The following is a 15,630-nucleotide window of genomic DNA, read 5'->3' on the forward strand; positions in this document are numbered from 1 at the left end:
TCACTATTATATCATATTAAAGACAAAACAGATGAAGTATATCTTTGAAACGAGAATGGAAGTACGCGACTACGAGTGCGACATACAAGGCATTGTAAACAACGCCAACTACCTACATTACACCGAACACACGCGTCATCGCTTCCTCAAAGCGACCGGACTGAGCTTCGCAGAGCTGCATGAGAAAGGTGTAGATGCCGTTGTGGCTCGCATGTCGCTGCAATATAAGACGCCATTAACATGCGACGACGAGTTTATTTCGCGCATGGGGTTGCGCAAAGAGGGGCTCCGCTGGGTTTTCACTCACGACCTTTTCCGCGCCAGCGATGAGAAACTTTGCTTCCATGCCGACGCCGATCTCGTGACACTTATCAACGGAAGGCTAGGCTATAGCGAAGAGTATGGCCAAGCTTTCGAGAAATTCTTATGACCCAAGAAACACTCTATACGCTCGCACTCAGTCGTATCAACTACTTCAGCCTCAGCGGTCTGTTGGAGTTGTATCGGCGGTTAGGCTCGGCCACGGCGGTCATTGAGCATCGTCATGATATCTTAGACGTGCTGCCCGATGCCTCACCTAAGTTGCGCGAAGCATTGAGCGACCTCAGCGAACCCATGGCTCGTGCAGAGGCAGAATTGCTTTGGGACGAGCAACATGGAGTGGAACCGCTTTGTATGAACGACGATCGCTACCCGCAACGACTGCGAGAATGTGACGACGCACCGTTGGTCTTATTCTATCGGGGCAATGCTTCGCTCAATTGTTCGAAGGTGGTTTGCATGGTCGGGACACGTCGATGCACCGCCTATGGACAAGACTTGATACGTCGATTTATGGCCGATTTGAAGACGTTATGCCCCGATGTACTCATCGTAAGTGGCTTGGCCTATGGCGTAGACATCCACGCCCATCGTCAAGCATTGGCCAATGGATACGATACCGTGGGCGTGTTGGCACACGGACAGGATTACCTTTACCCCCAAGTCCATCGACAAACAGCCAACAAAATGATAGAACATGGCGGCCTGTTGACAGAGTTTTTCACGGGTACGAATGCTGACAAAGTGAACTTTGTAAGGCGTAACCGCATCGTGGCTGGGATGAGTGATACATGTATTTTGGTCGAGAGTGCATCGCATGGAGGCGGACTTATCACCACAGGAATAGCTCGCAGCTACAACCGCGACGTCTTTGCTTTCCCCGGTTCTGTGGGTGCTCCCTACAGCGAAGGATGCAATATGCTCATTCGTGACAACGAGGCCGGGCTCATCATGTCGGCTTTCGACTTTGTAAAAGCGATGGGATGGGAAGAAGATATTAAACTAAAAAAGGCGCAACAGCAAGGCATTGAACGGCAGCTCTTCCCACTGTTGTCGGCAGAAGAACAACAGATAGCCGACGTATTGCAGCACCACAACGACCTGCAAATCAACATATTATCCGTTCAAGCCAATATCCCTATTGCGCAAATCACCTCTCTCCTCTTTTCAATGGAAATGAAAGGAGTGGTTAAGATGCTCCCCGGAGGGGTGTATCATCTACTCCATTAAGATAAAAAAAAGATTCATCCGATAAATTGTATGATGAAGCTATGACTGTCCGAAGGACAGCCCTATCAATAGCCGGTGGTTGAAGCAAAGCGTAAACCTCCGGACAATAAAAAAGCAAAACAACAAACGAGTCTGACAAGACTCCCCATTGATAATTATAGGATGGGCAGTCTTATCAGACTGGGTATTTTCTTTCACACAATACCATAGACCTAAAGGTCCACGGCTATTAAAAGGGTAGTCCTTCGGACTATTGACAATGGCACTATCAACAGATTCCTCGCACGACTCTAAAAAGAGCAAGTAATCAGGAGTTGGGGAATTATGGAGTCAGGCCAATAGTTGACAGTTCCCGATTACCATGGCTATATTCTCTGTTTACCTACTCTTTTTTCCCAACAACTTCAGCGCCGCATTCTCCGCAGCTTCCATGATTTCTCGCTCTCCCGGCCCCTTATCGTTGATGCCACAGAGATGCAATATGCCGTGAATAATGACGCGATGAAGTTCTTCTTCATACGATTTTCCTAGCATTTCGGCATTACTCCGCACTGTATCGAGGCTTATCACAAGATCGCCATTGAGCACATCGCCCTCATCATAATCAAAAGTGATGATGTCGGTGTAATAATCATGGCCTAGATATTCGTTGTTTACTTCGAGTATTTTCTCGTCGTCAACAAACATATATCCTATCTCTCCTATCTTCCTATCATATGTTGCTGCCACCGCTTTAATCCAAGTTGTGGTCTCACGCTTCTTGATTTTCGGCATCTTTACGCCGTCTGTATTGTATGTTATCATAAAAGGAATGTATATTGGAAGCCCCTCCCAACCCTCCCCATAGAGGGGAGGGCTATCTATCAGAGACCTGATTGCTTTGTTATATTTATCATCTTAGCAAATAAACTAGCCACACGCGCCACTCAAATAGAGGGAAGGGCTATCTATCAGAGACCTGATTGCTTTGTTATATTTATCATCTTATCAAATAAACTAGCCACACGCACCACTCAAATAGAGGGAACACCTATCTATCAGAGACTTGATTGCTTTATTATATTTATCATCTTAGCAAATAAACTAGCCACACGCACCACTCAAATAGAGGGAACACCTATCTATCAGGGACTTGATTGCTTTATTATATTTACCATGATGTTATTCCATTCCTCCTCCTTCAGGGAAGGGAATAAAGTCTGAGACCTCTTTCCCAAAGTGTATCAACTCCCTCACAAGTGACGAACTGATGCTCGCCTTTGCCGGGTCGGCATAGAGAAGAATGGTCTCTACATCTCCTATTTGCTTATTGACATCGGCCTGTTCACGCTCATATTCAAAGTCTTTCAGACTTCTCACGCCCTTAATAATGAACTGAGCCTGCTCCCGACGAGCAAAGTCGACCGTCAAATCATTGTATGCTTTCACCTCTATCTTTGCCTCGTTGGCATATATCTGCTTGATAGTGTTTACCCGAACATCCGCACTATACATGTATTGCTTGCGTTCATTCACTCCCACCCCTATCGTAATTCGATCGAAGAGTGGCAATGCACGTCGCACAATATCATCATGTCCAATGGTAAAGGGATCGAAACTCCCTACGAATATTCCTGTTCTCATAAATATTTCGAAATAAAATCATGAGGCGTAAGCACCTCTAAAGCGGAGGCTTCATAATCCTTTATATTCCTTGTTACTATACAATCGGCTTGGGCTTGCATAGCAGAAAGATACTGCAAAGAATCTTCAAAGTCCTTCCAATCTAAGTATAGAGCCTCTAATATATATGAGGAACCGACCTCTACAATATCCACAAATTCCGTCAATTTCAATATTGCAGCGTTAAACTCCGCCCTATTATAATCTTTTCGAGTAATATAATTAATATTAGCAACGGACAAATCGGACATTAACATGATAATACCTTTACCCACACAAGACTTGAAACACAACCTTGAGTCCTTGGATAAAGGACCTCTTTCTAGCAGGCAATCCAGTAGGATATTAGTATCTAAGAAAACTCTCATAGGTATTTCTTTCTTAGAAAATCTTCTTTTTCAGATTTCCAATCATCCACTTTGCTCTTGGAAAAAATGCCAAACAACTTGTCTACACGCTCTAATTTCTTTTCCATTTCAACTTTAGAGTCATTGTCCGATCTACTCTTTTCAGCAGTTATAAGCCATCCTCTACTCTTAGCAACCTTATCTAAAAAAAACATATCCCTAAGAGGGACATTCAGTTTTATATTCAAACTTCCTTCCATATTATCTTTCCTCCATTTCCTCATTCCTATTGCACAAATATAACTGTTTCTCTAGAACAATGCAAGGATTTATTTAAAAACGTGCTATCGCATCAATAACCAGAACCGTAAATCCAAGATATGGGATAAAAAACAGAGATACGAAGCGACTTCATTTATCGATCTCTACTTTTCACCCCTCTCCTTGGGAGAGGGGATGGGGGTGAGGTTCTACTCAAACAACCCCGGTGACATGATATCACCTTGATACGGATTGCGCCCCAAATGGTTGTAAGCAAGTTGTGTAGCCATGCGTCCGCGAGGCGTACGCTTGATAAATCCCTCCATGATTAAGAAAGGTTCGTACACGTCTTCCACCGTTCCGGCATCCTCACCGATAGCCGTAGCAATGGTCGAAACGCCCACCGGACCACCGCGGAATTTGTCGATTATCGTCAGCAATATCTTGTTATCAATCTCGTCCAGACCATACTGGTCGATATTCAAAGCTCTGAGCGACAGTCGGGCTATATCGCTTGTGATGGTACCGTTGCCCTTGACCTGAGCGAAATCGCGCACACGGCGCAGCAACGAGTTCGCAATACGGGGCGTACCACGCGAACGACGCGATATTTCCACAGCTGCATCGTCTTCTATAGGCACGTCCAATAATCGAGCCGAACGCTTGATAATAATCTGCAAAGTCTCCGGATCGTAGTACTCCAAGTGCATGTTGATGCCGAAACGGGCACGCAACGGAGCTGTCAACATACCACTGCGCGTGGTGGCACCCACCAGTGTAAACGGATTTAAATCTATCTGTATGCTTCGAGCCGAGGGACCTTTGTCTATCATTATATCAATGCGATAGTCCTCCATGGCCGAATATAGATACTCTTCAACGACAGGAGACAAGCGATGAATCTCGTCAATGAACAGCACATCGTTAGGTTCGAGCGAGGTCAGGATGCCTGCCAAGTCGCCCGGTTTATCCAAAACCGGCCCACTTGTAATCTTGAATCCCACTCCCAACTCGTTAGCAATGATATTGCTCAGCGTCGTTTTTCCCAATCCCGGAGGTCCGTAGAGCAATGTATGGTCTAACGGTTCATTGCGGTATTTGGCAGCTTCAACAAACACTTCCAAGTTCTCCACCACTTTCTGCTGACCGTTGAAGTCAACAAAACGCAAGGGACGGAGCGCATTCTCGAAGTCCTTTTCTGCCGAGGACAATCTCTCTTCTCTGATGTCGAAATCTTCTGTCATGCCACAAAGTTACAGATTTTTCCCGATACCTGTCCGTTCTTTATTCAAAACCTTTGGTTAGTTCAATGATTCTTATCCCATAATACAAGTGATTCAGTAAAAGGATAGTTGTACTACTTGAACTCCCTACGGACGCGACATGTCGCACAACTGGCTCAACAAAAACCTCTCCCCACCCCTCTCCAAAGGGAGAGGGAGACAGAAATAGACCTTTTCTGTCCCACAACTAAAGAACTTATAAACTCAAGAACTCACAAACTAAAAACCTAAACTCATCTACTTGTCAACTCAAAACCTTGTCTACTTGTTTACTCGTTAACTTGTCTACTAAAACATGTGGCTCGGGGTGGGGCTCCTGCACCGCCTCTTCAGCATCGCTGCATGGGCTTTTCAACGATACTGCTACGGCTCAGCAGCAACGTAAAAGAGCCTCTTTTACAACACGCTGATTATCAAACAGATAGACAATGTAGTTTAATACATTCCTATGAAGATTGATAATAGCCAGCTCGGAATGCTTGTAACATCGCAGAAAAGTGATAATTTTGAAGTTCGTACAACACAAGACCTCATAATAAAAGATTTCTGACAGAGACTTTCCTATCATAAGAAGCAATGAAAAACAGACTTTTAACAACGGCAATCGCCGTATGTATAGCCCTTGATATCGCTCATGCGCAAGAAGCAAAACTTACAGTACGCCCCATCGGACGCATCTTGATGGATGGCGAACTCTTCGATGCCAAGCATGAAAACAATCTGTTAAACGACAGATTTGCCATCCCCGACGCTCGCGTGGGCGTAAGTGCGAAATAGGGAGAATGGGCTGCTGTCGTGGATATTGGGTTTGCTTACAACAAAGTAGGCATCAAAGATATATACGTAAAACGTCAGCTTGGCCTCAACAACTGGGTACAAGCAGGCTACTTCGTACATCACTTTGGACTACAAAGCGCTACAAGTACGTCGTTCAAAATTTCGATGGAAGAACCTTTATGTGAATCGGCGTTCGACAGCGACCGACTCCTTGGTCTCATGTACGCACATAGCAAAGGACGATTTTTAGGTACATTCAGTTTCTTTTCGGAGACAGAAGCCATGAAGCTAACGTCCGAAAAACTAGGCAACCAAGACGTAGGAGCCATGACACGACTAGTATATCGCCCACTCCACGAAACAGGAAAGATATTGCAAGTGGGCATGTCGGCTGCCGTCATGTCGCCACAATACAGCAGCACAGACAGCCTCAACCACAAGCAATATACCTTGGCGGCCAACTTCCCTACCCGCATATCGAAGTTGAAAGCCGTTTCTAGCACCATCAACGAAGCACAAACGCTCTATAAATTCACCCCAGAACTATTGGCTGCTTACGGCTGATTAGCCCTTGAGACGCAGTATTACTACACACATATCAACCGCAAAGGCACACTACCGAGATATAAAGCAAGTGGCGTATATGCAGCAGTGCGCGGCCTTATCAAAGAGCATGCCTATCAATATAGTAACAATGACGGATGTATCAGTACACCGGAGGGCGGAAATATGGAACTGGTGGCAGCGTATAACTACACCGACCTCTCCGACCACAAGGCCGGCATACGAGGCGGAAGAAGCAATGACTGGTCGCTGACCTATAATTACTACATCAATAAATACGTATTGGTGCGTGTTCGCGGATCTTATACGCGCACTACCGACCGTGCCGGTTACGACGACAACGAAGTAAAGATACTGGAGACAAGATTGCAAATCAAATTTTAAAAGCCAAACTCAGCCATTCGTTCGGCAGCATAATGCCCCATGCGACAATAGCCTTCGGCATTAGGATGTAGCCAGTCTTCCTGACATTCGGGGATGAGTGCTTGAGGCTCTTTCGGATCGCTCATCAGCCTATCGAAGTCTATCACGCCATCAAGGTCTTTCGTGGTACGTATCCATTCGTTCACCGTCTCACGCGCAGCCTCATGGAATGGCGTATAGTAAGAATGGTTCTTAAATGGCGTAATGGTAGCTCCAAAGACCTTTAAACCGCGTGCATGTGCCTCTTTAGCAAATTTGGCATAAGCCTCTATCATCTGCGCAGCCACCTGTTCGCTATTACCTCGGCTATGCCCGATGTCGTTTGTTCCTTCAAAAATGATAACAGCTTTCAGACCGCGTTGCCCCATAATATCACGACTAAAACGCTTGATAGCAGGGTCGCCAAGCCCATATCCGAGAATCTCATTGCCTCCGATACCCAGATTCAACACGCCAAACTTCCCTCCCAATCGCTCGCTCATGATGTCGGGCCAGCGATTTTGATGGTTTGTAGTGCTGCCTCTGCCATCGGTAATGCTGTTCCCAAGAATGGCGATACTGCCATTTTCCACCCCATAGACATCAATAGCATCAATGGTAAACCAGTAATCGGCTTTGGCAGCATAGGTAAATTTTGTGCGAGGTGTGGACGCTCCGTTAAGGATATATGACGTCGTGCGCGAACCGGGATGCCACGTGATGTCCTTGGAAGCTGCACCATAGTTAATGGTTATAGCTAGTCGCTGCAAGGGCTTCAGATTATATTGTACGGCATCCGACACCACCGAACGCCCCGGAGCGATGGTAACATTGCGCTTCTTAGCAAATTCCAGATAGCGAGCGGAATGAATATCAATGGTCGAAGAGTCGATGGAATTGGCTATATAGACCGACTTGATTTGCAATGGGCTCTTACTATAGGCGTTAGACAACTGTAGTCGCAGCGTGTTTCCGCCCAGCGACACGTGCACTATCTGCCGAATCGACTTGCCGGTAAGTTCGGTTTTCTCCGACATATTGTTCTTCGTGATAAACTGTGGAGCCGTGGCCCACGTGCCAACCCAACTGAATGTCTTCGCCATCTTCAACTGCTGTGCAGGTCGCTGGGCATGAATGGACGGCAGCAGCGCCATGCCGAGAACTAAAAGTATGTATAAACGTTTCATTGCCAAAAGCATAAAAAAGAGACGGTAGGCGTCTACCGTCTCTATATACTGACCTAATTACTTCTTAGGCCTTAATATCTTATTATATTCATCGGGCTGACTCAACAATCGGAGCGCCTCTTTCATCGTCTTATCAAACCGAAGATTGAACTTTATTTGGCCGGCCTGATAGTAATAAGCCGACACGATGTTGCGCCCAAGTTCCTGCATCAATTCAGCTTTATTCTTATCCAAGTCTTTCGCAATGTTATGACTAAGCTTCTTCTCCAAATTATCGAAGTCGGCTTTAGCGTCGTCGTAATAACCTTCAAACTTAGCTAGTTTCACCAAATTCTTCAGATATTTCTCGCTCTCACGGTCGTAGCTGAACTTGCTATTGATGACACGCTGACGGAAATCTTGCCAGTCTTGCTCTGAGAGTTGGAACTCAGTGGGTTGCGCAATAGTCGGATGTTTGGCGATATATTCCTGTTCATAGGTCAACATTTGTTCGGTAGAGTCGATAATACCTGCATATCCGCTACGGTTAGACAGGTATAATGTCAAGTTTGACAAGGTATCTGGCTTCACCTCTACATCTGGTTTGATGCCGCCACCATCGCGTACTTCGCGCCCACCGGCCGTATAAAAGACTTTTGTCAAAGAGTCGGGAATGTGCTCGGTATATTCACCACGCTTGCGATTATAGTTGATAGCTTGGATACAACGACCACTGGGAATATAGTATTTGTTGGTCGTCAACTTCATCATACCGTTGTACGGCATTTCGAGAGTCATCTGTACAAGGCCTTTACCATAGGTACGTGTGCCCATAATCACGGCACGGTCGAGGTCTTGCAATGCACCGCTCGTTATCTCGCTTGAGCTGGCTGTGTGACCATCTACCAATACAACGATGGGCATCACGGTATCAAGTGGTTCCACCGTTGTGCGGTAATCGTGGTTCGACGATTTCTGTTTACCACGATTAGAAACGATGACCTTGCCATTCGGCACAAAGAGATTGACGATGTTCACAGCCTCTTGTTCCAGGCCACCACCGTTGCCTCTGAGGTCGAATACCAACTGTTTCATGCCCTGACCTTTAAGGTCTATGAACGCCTTACGCACGTCTTTGGAGCACTTTTCGGTGAATGAATTCAGATTGATGTACCCCACACTCGGTGTCACCATGCCATAATAAGGCACGGCCGGCATCTGAATGGCACGACGAGTAATCTTCACTTTCGTCGTTTTATTGGTAGACGGACGCTTGTATGTAAGGATAAAACTCGTACCGGCTTCACCTCTGAGGTGATTACTTACATAATCATTGGCTTTTCCTTCCATTGATTCATTGTCAATAGAAAGGATGATATCCCCCTTCTTCAGGCCTGCTTCAGCAGCTGGCATCCCCTCATAAGGCTCGTTGATAACAACCTTTTTCAATTTAAAATTATAGCTGATAATGGCACCAATACCCGCATACTTACCTGTGAGAACCGTTTTAAATTCCTTGGTCTTATCTTCCGGATAATACTCTGTATAAGGGTCGAGCGAAGAAAGCATGGCATTGATACCATTGCCGATGACAGTATTGGCATCAAGCGTGTCTACGTAGAGCAAGTCTAGATTCTTGTAGAGCACATTGAATACATCAAGATTCTTTGCCACATCGAAGTTATGTTCCTTGCCACTCTGTGCCATTGCAGGGAGAGTTGCTAGCAACAAGAAGAGAGAAAGTATTTTCTTCATACTATTTATGCGTGAAATTTGAATTACAAAAGTACGATATTCCACCCGTATAGCCCTCTAAACAGATAAAAATTATCATATTTTAGACTTCTCGAATAATTTTATTCCCAAAAGTTTGGCAGTTTCAAAAAAACACAATACCTTTGCATCGCAATTAGAAAACAAGCTTCAATAGCTCAGTTGGTTAGAGCACCTGACTGTTAATCAGGGGGTCGTTGGTTCAAGCCCATCTTGAAGCGCAAAGAGGATTACCGCAAGGTAGTCCTCTTTTGCGTTATAAATTGAGGTTTACTAAAGGTAAAGAAGTGGTAAGAATATCCACTAATGACTTCGTCAGGTTTGAAGTATTTACACCTACCTACGAATTATTAAAAGGTACACTCATAAGACAAGAAGTCAATAAATTAACACTCCACTATTGAGACCTGTTCTTCAAATAGTTTTCTCAACTCGCACAACACTCTGGCAAAAAGATTGTAGAAGATTACGGAACAAAGATTAAGCGGAAATTCCCATCTGCTTTTATATTACTTATTGATAAATAAATGAAGCCATTATCAACAAGAATTAGCAGCCTTAATTAGTTTCGAATAACAATGGCACAAGCAGATGGACATATGGACAAGACAGAAAAACGGCATTGAATAACCATTTGGTGCTATTGCTTTCATTTTTTTTGCAATTATCAAAACAAAGAGCTATATTTGCAATGTGAAAAGGATAATTGATTATGATCAAGTTCAAGGAAAAAACTAGAGAGGAACTCATTGCAGGCTTTAAGCGTGCCATAGAGCGTAAAAGAGCATTTGAGAGACAGGCTCAAAAAGAGTTTGCAGATATGCGTAGGCGTGGAACAGAGTTGAAAAGCGCATTATGAAGCCGCTTGATATTTCTGCCATCAATCTTAATGCGCCATATTCTGTTTGGAATGTGGGGGAGTATTACTATTTTCACACAAAACACGGAGCCATCTATAAAATAGGCTTCATGGATGATGATACAATTTGGGAAAGTGAGGCCTATCAGTTCATTATTGTAAACGAAAACAACACTCCATCTCCCAATGATCCCAAGTTACGTAATACCATTTTCTGTATTATAGAGGACTTCTTTAAGGCTAATCCAAAGATACTTCTCTACTTATGCGAAACAGGCGATGGAAAGCAAGCATCACGAAACAGACTTTTTGTGAGGTGGTTTGGAGAGTATGCAAAAAAACATCTTTATTATTTTGATACCGTAGAAATGGAATCTGATGGAATCGAGAATTTTGCTGCAATTATTGTACAAAAAGCAAATCCCCAGCTAAATGAGATTGTAGAAGTTTTTAATCACGTGGTGAAAACTCTCAAAGATAAACCAGAATAATATATAATGCCATACACGCGACCAATTCTCGAATAGCACCAACTATAATATTTTTTTAGACATAATTAGGCGTAATGGACATTTGGTAGACTGAAACCTCTCAAATGTCCATTACGCCATCTTTTATATATTCACTCCCTCTACCCTGTTTAATCCTGTGGACTAAACTCCACATCGGCAGTGATATAGATAGTATTGCCAATGAAATCAGGAAGATATTGAGGTGCAATACCGAAATCAGAGCGATTTACCGAACCTGTAATTCTGAAACCGGCAACCTGCTTCTTGGCCATTGGACTAGTGATAATGCCGAAGAATTGGACGTCAAGCGTTACTGGACGCGTCACTCCATGCATCGTAAGATTACCCGTCAGGCGACCACGATTCTTCTTAACCTTCTTGAGTCGTGTGCTCTTAAACGTCAATGTAGGAAACTTCTCTACATCAAAAAAGTCGGCCGTACGCAAATGATTATCACGCATTTCTACGCCTGTATTGATGCTTTTCACCTGTGCCGTGAGACTTATTTGAGCATCACTATAGTCGGCTTTCGACGTTTTTGCAACAATATGAAAGCTATCAAACTTGCCACGAACAAGCGAGACATTGGTATGTTTCACCTCAAACCCCAACTGCGAATGAGCCGGCTCGTTGTTCCATATAGTCTGTTGAGCTGTGGCAATATTGCTTACCATGAGGAGTCCGAAAACCACTCAAAATACTTTTTTTATTCTGTTCATTTCCATTATCTTATTCTTTTATAACTCTCTAATTCTTGCATTTTGTATGACACAAAGGTAGAGAGAACATACGAATGAGGCAAGGAAACGAACAGAATATCATCTATTACGATATAAAATTACCACATTTGTGGTACGGAATCAATTCAGTTTCGCAGCCAAATAATCGAGGAAGGGGCGCAATACCTTAGCGGCAGGCTCGGCCGTACGACTACTTAGCTCGATTTCTTCGCCCATTCCATTGAGTACGTTGAACTGATAATGAGCATTATGCTCTATCTCTGCCACCGTCTTTTGCAACTTCTTCACCACCACAGCATTACGCATAGAGGGCTGCATATCTATCTGTTCAAGCAATTGAAGAGTGAGATAAGCCATATCACTCACCTTATTCATCCATGGATGGATGTCGGCATAGAAGATACTATCAGACTCACAAGTAGACTTTTCCATCACATCTATCTTGCTACAAGCCTCCAATAGCTTCGTCATTTCGGCTTTTAAAGCGTGGCTATCACCCGTCTGCTTATAGTCGTTGACCAACGATGCCAACGGCTCATTGTCATAATAACGAAGATATTGCGTGAGATATTCGAAAGCAGGAGCTTTCTCTTGCCCCACCACAGCGCGCACGGCAGCTTTGAAATCGGCCTCGTTATCAAATCCGGCATTATTCCATCCATAGTCGCCCACGCCAAAGAGAGCTATTTTAGAAGCTGCACCTTGCTGCATAGGATTAGAGATAAGCGCACTCGCACCCTTCAATTCCTTAGGCAGTGTAGCTTTGTTGTCAATCCATTTTTCATCGGCAAAGTTGCCATAAGTGTCGCGAACAAAGAGTTTGGTCATATCGTTGTCGTTGCAAGGATAGTTCCACCACCAAGCAAGTCCACGTCCCAGCTCGCCCGAAACAATCTCCAAGTCCTTGGAATTAGGAACAGTCCACACTGCGGCTCCTGTGATATAGACAACCACATGCTTCGGTGTGTTGCCCAAAGCATTGAAGAAATTCTTGCGTTTATCCTCCTTTACCCACGAGTAAGCATAGAGTTGGGGTACGAAGTTAATCGGTTTCACCGTGTCGGCAGGCGCAGAATAATGGCGATTCCATCGGTTTTCGACAGCCTGTTGCACCAACGTGAGTCGCTCGGCATTGAGCTTGAGCGTGGGAGCATCGCTCGGAACGCCCACGTCATCAACGAAAACACCGAACTGACGGACACCCAGTCCGTACATCAACTCAAACTTCTGCATGATCTTATCTATCACTGCCGACTCCTTGGGGTCGGTAAACGCCTTACCCGGATGGATGGCCCAGATGAAGTTTACTTTGTTCTGATGAGATACATTCACGATGTCGCGCATCATATCCTCGGACAGATAGCCGATAGACTTCTGCTGTTCGGTAATCTTTTTGGGGTAAGCCTCACCCCACTTCTGCGAATGATAAGGGTCGCTCTTGGCACCATACATATAAGTATTCATCTTATAACGTGCCATAAAACGGAATAAATCCTTGGTCACATCGGCATTGTAAGGCACACCATAGTATCCCTCGATAACGCCACGATACTGTATATCGGCATAATCATCAATACGAACGCAAGGCAAATTCTTTGTTCCACGGTCCAGTATCTGCTCCAATGAGGCCAGTCCACAGAACGTAGCATCGGTATTTTCGCCCAAAATCAACACGTTAGCACGCTTCTTGACGTCCCCAGTCAGCACGAGAATATGACGGTCGAACTTACCTTTGGCGGTAAGTACCTTACGGTCTACCTTGAACTTCTTAGCCATACGGTCGGCATACCCCTTAGCATTGTTCACGCCAAGATAAACCACAGAGAAGCCTACGGGAACCTTCTTGCTTTCAACGGCCTTTAATCCTTTGTCGGCAAGAACGCCCTTTGCCCGCTCAATCGTGGTCTTATCAATACCCTCATCGGCCATGATATACACTTTGTTCGTAAAAGATACCGTTCCTGCCATCGCTTTCTGACTGTGCGTAACAGGATAAATGGTGTAGACATTATCCGCCTTGCCCACCACCGCGGAGGCTGCAACGAACAGTGTCAACATTAGATGTTTGATGTTCATATATTTAGATAAATTGTTATTTGATTGCTACAAATATACAACTTTTTCTGCTTTACGACGGTATCCTACGTAAGTTATGGACATAAACCCATCACTTTTCATAATAAATAAAAAACTAAAGAACTCAAAAACTTAGAAACTCAAATCGCTGCAAGGTCGATGCAGCATTGCTGTTCAGGCTTTTCAGTATTGCTGAAGAAGCGGGACAGTTTCCTTGCCAAGCCCCTGCAGTAGCCGACGAGTTATGAGTGAGAAGTGAAGAGTGGGGAATTTTGCGGAATAAGGGCAATAAAAAAGCCTCCCAAATCCGGCAGACTTGGGAGGCTCAATATAGTTAAAGGGCTATTAATCAGCCAACTTTGCTACGATATACTCGCGATTCAAGCGAGCGATATTGGCAATGCTTTCATTCTTAGGACATACGGCTTCGCAAGCACGAGTGTTGGTACAGTTACCGAATCCCAGCTCGTCCATACGTGCAATCATAGCCTTAGCACGCTTAGCAGCCTCAGGACGACCTTGTGGCAACAATGCCAACTGGCTGACCTTAGAGCTTACGAACAGCATGGCAGAACCGTTTTTACAAGCAGCTACACACGCACCACAGCCGATACATGTAGCACAATCCATGGCTTCATCGGCATTATCTTTCGGAATCAAGATAGCGTTGGCATCCTGAGCCTGTCCGGTACGAATGGTCGTATAGCCACCGGCCTGAATAATTTTATCGAAAGCTGAACGGTCTACCATACAGTCTTTAATAACGGGGAAGCCAGCAGAACGCCATGGTTCTACGGTGATAACGTCGCCATCGTTGAAGCGACGCATGTAGAGCTGGCAGGTAGTAGCGCCACGCTCGGTTTTTCCGTGGGGAACACCGTTGATATAAAGCGAGCACATGCCGCAGATTCCCTCACGGCAGTCGTGGTCGAAAACGAAAGGCTCTTGGCCTTCTTCTATCAATTCCTCGTTAAGAATGTCGAGCATTTCGAGGAATGATGTATCGTCAGGAATATCCTTCATTTCACGTGAATCGAAGTGTCCCTTGGCTGTAGGACCATTCTGACGCCAATATTTGATTGTGAAACTAATATTCTTTGCCATATTTTGTTATTTTTTTTAGTTGACAAGTAGACGAGTGAACAAGTAAACAAGATGATGATGAAGACGGTATAGAATTTGAATTCATTTCTGAAAGCTCTTTACTAATGCTGTCAACATGTAGATAACCTCATTATTTTGTTTCGACATTTCGGTATATTCAACTTCAGAAACATATCGAAGTTCACGACTTATTATAAGCTGTGTTTCCAATTCTGCAGCCGATCCTAATGCTATATTCAAGAAGTTAATAGGCTCTTTCGGAAAAATTCGTCCATAGCCTTCAGCTATATTGGATGAGATTGATACCGCAGCACGTTGCATTTGAGACTTCAGACCAAACGTTTCTTCCCTAGGGAATGCCTTGGTTAGCTCATAAATACTTTTAACTAGAGCAATACCTTTTTGCCAAACTATTAATTCTTTGTGGTTACTCATGCTTTATACCGCATTTTTTCTCCAAACTCGTCGTTGAAAGATATACTTATATACTCATAAACTTGTCTACTTGTAAGTTCTTATACTTATAGACTTGTTAACTCGTATACTTGTCTAC

Annotated in this window: 16 protein-coding genes, 1 tRNA gene and 1 pseudogene; 7 read left to right on the plus strand and 11 right to left on the minus strand. The window is 44.4% G+C overall.

Translation table 11 applies throughout. The features are described from left to right. Positions 1 to 31 precede the first annotated feature (31 nt). Both AC1EK4_RS03510 and dprA read left to right on the plus strand, forming a co-directional pair. Positions 32 to 430, plus strand: coding sequence for an acyl-CoA thioesterase (locus AC1EK4_RS03510; protein WP_036898852.1), 399 nt, complete (start codon positions 32 to 34; stop codon positions 428 to 430). Beyond that, the gene (dprA, locus tag AC1EK4_RS03515; protein WP_480357029.1) at positions 427 to 1,551 is read left to right on the plus strand and encodes a DNA-processing protein DprA; all 1,125 of its coding nucleotides are present in this window, start codon (positions 427 to 429) and stop codon (positions 1,549 to 1,551) included. The genes AC1EK4_RS03510 and dprA overlap by 4 nt, the downstream gene beginning before the upstream one ends. Positions 1,552 to 1,929: 378 nt before the next feature. Here dprA and ybeY read toward each other — a convergent pair whose 3' ends face one another. The 5 genes from ybeY to ruvB all read right to left on the minus strand — a co-directional run bounded on the left by ybeY (position 1,930) and on the right by ruvB (position 5,065). Beyond that, positions 1,930 to 2,355, minus strand: coding sequence for an rRNA maturation RNase YbeY (gene ybeY, locus AC1EK4_RS03520; RefSeq protein WP_036898858.1), 426 nt, complete (start codon positions 2,353 to 2,355; stop codon positions 1,930 to 1,932). A gap of 357 nt (positions 2,356 to 2,712) precedes the next feature. After that, positions 2,713 to 3,174, minus strand: coding sequence for a pantetheine-phosphate adenylyltransferase (coaD, locus tag AC1EK4_RS03525; protein WP_036899211.1), 462 nt, complete (start codon positions 3,172 to 3,174; stop codon positions 2,713 to 2,715). After that, positions 3,171 to 3,581, minus strand: coding sequence for a PIN domain-containing protein (locus AC1EK4_RS03530; protein ID WP_036899214.1), 411 nt, complete (start codon positions 3,579 to 3,581; stop codon positions 3,171 to 3,173). Before AC1EK4_RS03530 ends, coaD begins: the two co-directional genes overlap by 4 nt. Beyond that, the gene (locus AC1EK4_RS03535; protein WP_036899216.1) at positions 3,578 to 3,820 is read right to left on the minus strand and encodes a hypothetical protein; all 243 of its coding nucleotides are present in this window, start codon (positions 3,818 to 3,820) and stop codon (positions 3,578 to 3,580) included. Before AC1EK4_RS03535 ends, AC1EK4_RS03530 begins: the two co-directional genes overlap by 4 nt. Before the next feature lie 210 nt (positions 3,821 to 4,030). Further along, positions 4,031 to 5,065, minus strand: a complete 1,035-nt coding sequence (ruvB, locus tag AC1EK4_RS03540) for a Holliday junction branch migration DNA helicase RuvB (RefSeq protein ID WP_036899218.1) — start codon at positions 5,063 to 5,065, stop codon at positions 4,031 to 4,033. Between the two features lie 615 nt (positions 5,066 to 5,680). Here ruvB and AC1EK4_RS03545 point away from each other — a divergent pair. After that, positions 5,681 to 5,881: a hypothetical protein gene (locus AC1EK4_RS03545; protein ID WP_062435859.1), complete on the plus strand. Its 201-nt coding sequence runs from the start codon at positions 5,681 to 5,683 to the stop codon at positions 5,879 to 5,881. A gap of 18 nt (positions 5,882 to 5,899) precedes the next feature. Next, positions 5,900 to 6,829, plus strand: a pseudogene (locus AC1EK4_RS03550) (porin). Here the strand turns inward: AC1EK4_RS03550 and AC1EK4_RS03555 are convergent. Both AC1EK4_RS03555 and AC1EK4_RS03560 read right to left on the minus strand, forming a co-directional pair. After that, positions 6,826 to 8,034, minus strand: a complete 1,209-nt coding sequence (locus AC1EK4_RS03555) for an SGNH/GDSL hydrolase family protein (RefSeq protein ID WP_480357033.1) — start codon at positions 8,032 to 8,034, stop codon at positions 6,826 to 6,828. The pseudogene AC1EK4_RS03550 and the gene AC1EK4_RS03555 overlap by 4 nt on opposite strands. Positions 8,035 to 8,091: 57 nt before the next feature. Further along, complete coding sequence (locus AC1EK4_RS03560; RefSeq protein ID WP_036899222.1) at positions 8,092 to 9,768, minus strand: S41 family peptidase; 1,677 nt, start codon at positions 9,766 to 9,768, stop codon at positions 8,092 to 8,094. A gap of 165 nt (positions 9,769 to 9,933) precedes the next feature. Here AC1EK4_RS03560 and AC1EK4_RS03565 point away from each other — a divergent pair. From AC1EK4_RS03565 to AC1EK4_RS03575, 3 genes are all read left to right on the plus strand, one after another. Beyond that, a tRNA-Asn gene (locus tag AC1EK4_RS03565) sits at positions 9,934 to 10,007 on the plus strand. A gap of 491 nt (positions 10,008 to 10,498) precedes the next feature. After that, complete coding sequence (locus AC1EK4_RS03570; RefSeq protein ID WP_480357035.1) at positions 10,499 to 10,645, plus strand: 30S ribosomal protein S7; 147 nt, start codon at positions 10,499 to 10,501, stop codon at positions 10,643 to 10,645. Then, positions 10,642 to 11,136 carry a DUF6169 family protein gene (locus AC1EK4_RS03575; protein ID WP_480357037.1) on the plus strand — a complete coding sequence of 165 codons (495 nt, stop codon included), beginning with the start codon at positions 10,642 to 10,644 and terminating at the stop codon, positions 11,134 to 11,136. The genes AC1EK4_RS03570 and AC1EK4_RS03575 overlap by 4 nt, the downstream gene beginning before the upstream one ends. 149 nt (positions 11,137 to 11,285) lie before the next feature. Here the strand turns inward: AC1EK4_RS03575 and AC1EK4_RS03580 are convergent, their stop codons facing one another. The 4 genes from AC1EK4_RS03580 to AC1EK4_RS03595 all read right to left on the minus strand — a co-directional run bounded on the left by AC1EK4_RS03580 (position 11,286) and on the right by AC1EK4_RS03595 (position 15,512). Then, on the minus strand, positions 11,286 to 11,849 hold the full coding sequence (locus AC1EK4_RS03580) for a YceI family protein (protein ID WP_480357039.1): 564 nt from the start codon (positions 11,847 to 11,849) through the stop codon (positions 11,286 to 11,288). A gap of 168 nt (positions 11,850 to 12,017) precedes the next feature. Further along, a complete protein-coding gene (locus AC1EK4_RS03585; protein ID WP_480357041.1) occupies positions 12,018 to 13,973 on the minus strand; it encodes a beta-N-acetylglucosaminidase domain-containing protein in 1,956 nt (651 codons plus the stop codon). A gap of 345 nt (positions 13,974 to 14,318) precedes the next feature. Further along, complete coding sequence (locus tag AC1EK4_RS03590) at positions 14,319 to 15,077, minus strand: succinate dehydrogenase/fumarate reductase iron-sulfur subunit (protein ID WP_036899226.1); 759 nt, start codon at positions 15,075 to 15,077, stop codon at positions 14,319 to 14,321. An 81-nt stretch (positions 15,078 to 15,158) separates the two neighbouring features. Continuing rightward, positions 15,159 to 15,512, minus strand: coding sequence for a four helix bundle protein (locus AC1EK4_RS03595; RefSeq protein ID WP_480357043.1), 354 nt, complete (start codon positions 15,510 to 15,512; stop codon positions 15,159 to 15,161). Positions 15,513 to 15,630: the final 118 nt, after the last annotated feature.

The sequence above is a fragment of the Prevotella sp. C0026C3 genome (genome assembly GCF_056590795.1).

Excerpts from the sequence above, each read along its gene's own strand:
- ybeY (WP_036898858.1), bottom strand. The coding sequence starts at position 2,355 with ATGATAACATACAATACAGACGGCGTAAAGATGCCGAAAATCAAGAAG.
- AC1EK4_RS03590 (WP_036899226.1), bottom strand. The coding sequence starts at position 15,077 with ATGGCAAAGAATATTAGTTTCACAATCAAATATTGGCGTCAGAATGGT.
- AC1EK4_RS03575 (WP_480357037.1), top strand. The coding sequence starts at position 10,642 with ATGAAGCCGCTTGATATTTCTGCCATCAATCTTAATGCGCCATATTCT.
- ruvB (WP_036899218.1), bottom strand. The coding sequence starts at position 5,065 with ATGACAGAAGATTTCGACATCAGAGAAGAGAGATTGTCCTCGGCAGAA.
- AC1EK4_RS03585 (WP_480357041.1), bottom strand. The coding sequence starts at position 13,973 with ATGAACATCAAACATCTAATGTTGACACTGTTCGTTGCAGCCTCCGCG.
- AC1EK4_RS03560 (WP_036899222.1), bottom strand. The coding sequence starts at position 9,768 with ATGAAGAAAATACTTTCTCTCTTCTTGTTGCTAGCAACTCTCCCTGCA.
- coaD (WP_036899211.1), bottom strand. The coding sequence starts at position 3,174 with ATGAGAACAGGAATATTCGTAGGGAGTTTCGATCCCTTTACCATTGGA.
- AC1EK4_RS03570 (WP_480357035.1), top strand. The coding sequence starts at position 10,499 with ATGATCAAGTTCAAGGAAAAAACTAGAGAGGAACTCATTGCAGGCTTT.
- AC1EK4_RS03555 (WP_480357033.1), bottom strand. The coding sequence starts at position 8,034 with ATGAAACGTTTATACATACTTTTAGTTCTCGGCATGGCGCTGCTGCCG.
- AC1EK4_RS03595 (WP_480357043.1), bottom strand. The coding sequence starts at position 15,512 with ATGAGTAACCACAAAGAATTAATAGTTTGGCAAAAAGGTATTGCTCTA.
- AC1EK4_RS03530 (WP_036899214.1), bottom strand. The coding sequence starts at position 3,581 with ATGAGAGTTTTCTTAGATACTAATATCCTACTGGATTGCCTGCTAGAA.
- AC1EK4_RS03510 (WP_036898852.1), top strand. The coding sequence starts at position 32 with ATGAAGTATATCTTTGAAACGAGAATGGAAGTACGCGACTACGAGTGC.
- AC1EK4_RS03535 (WP_036899216.1), bottom strand. The coding sequence starts at position 3,820 with ATGGAAGGAAGTTTGAATATAAAACTGAATGTCCCTCTTAGGGATATG.
- dprA (WP_480357029.1), top strand. The coding sequence starts at position 427 with ATGACCCAAGAAACACTCTATACGCTCGCACTCAGTCGTATCAACTAC.
- AC1EK4_RS03545 (WP_062435859.1), top strand. The coding sequence starts at position 5,681 with ATGAAAAACAGACTTTTAACAACGGCAATCGCCGTATGTATAGCCCTT.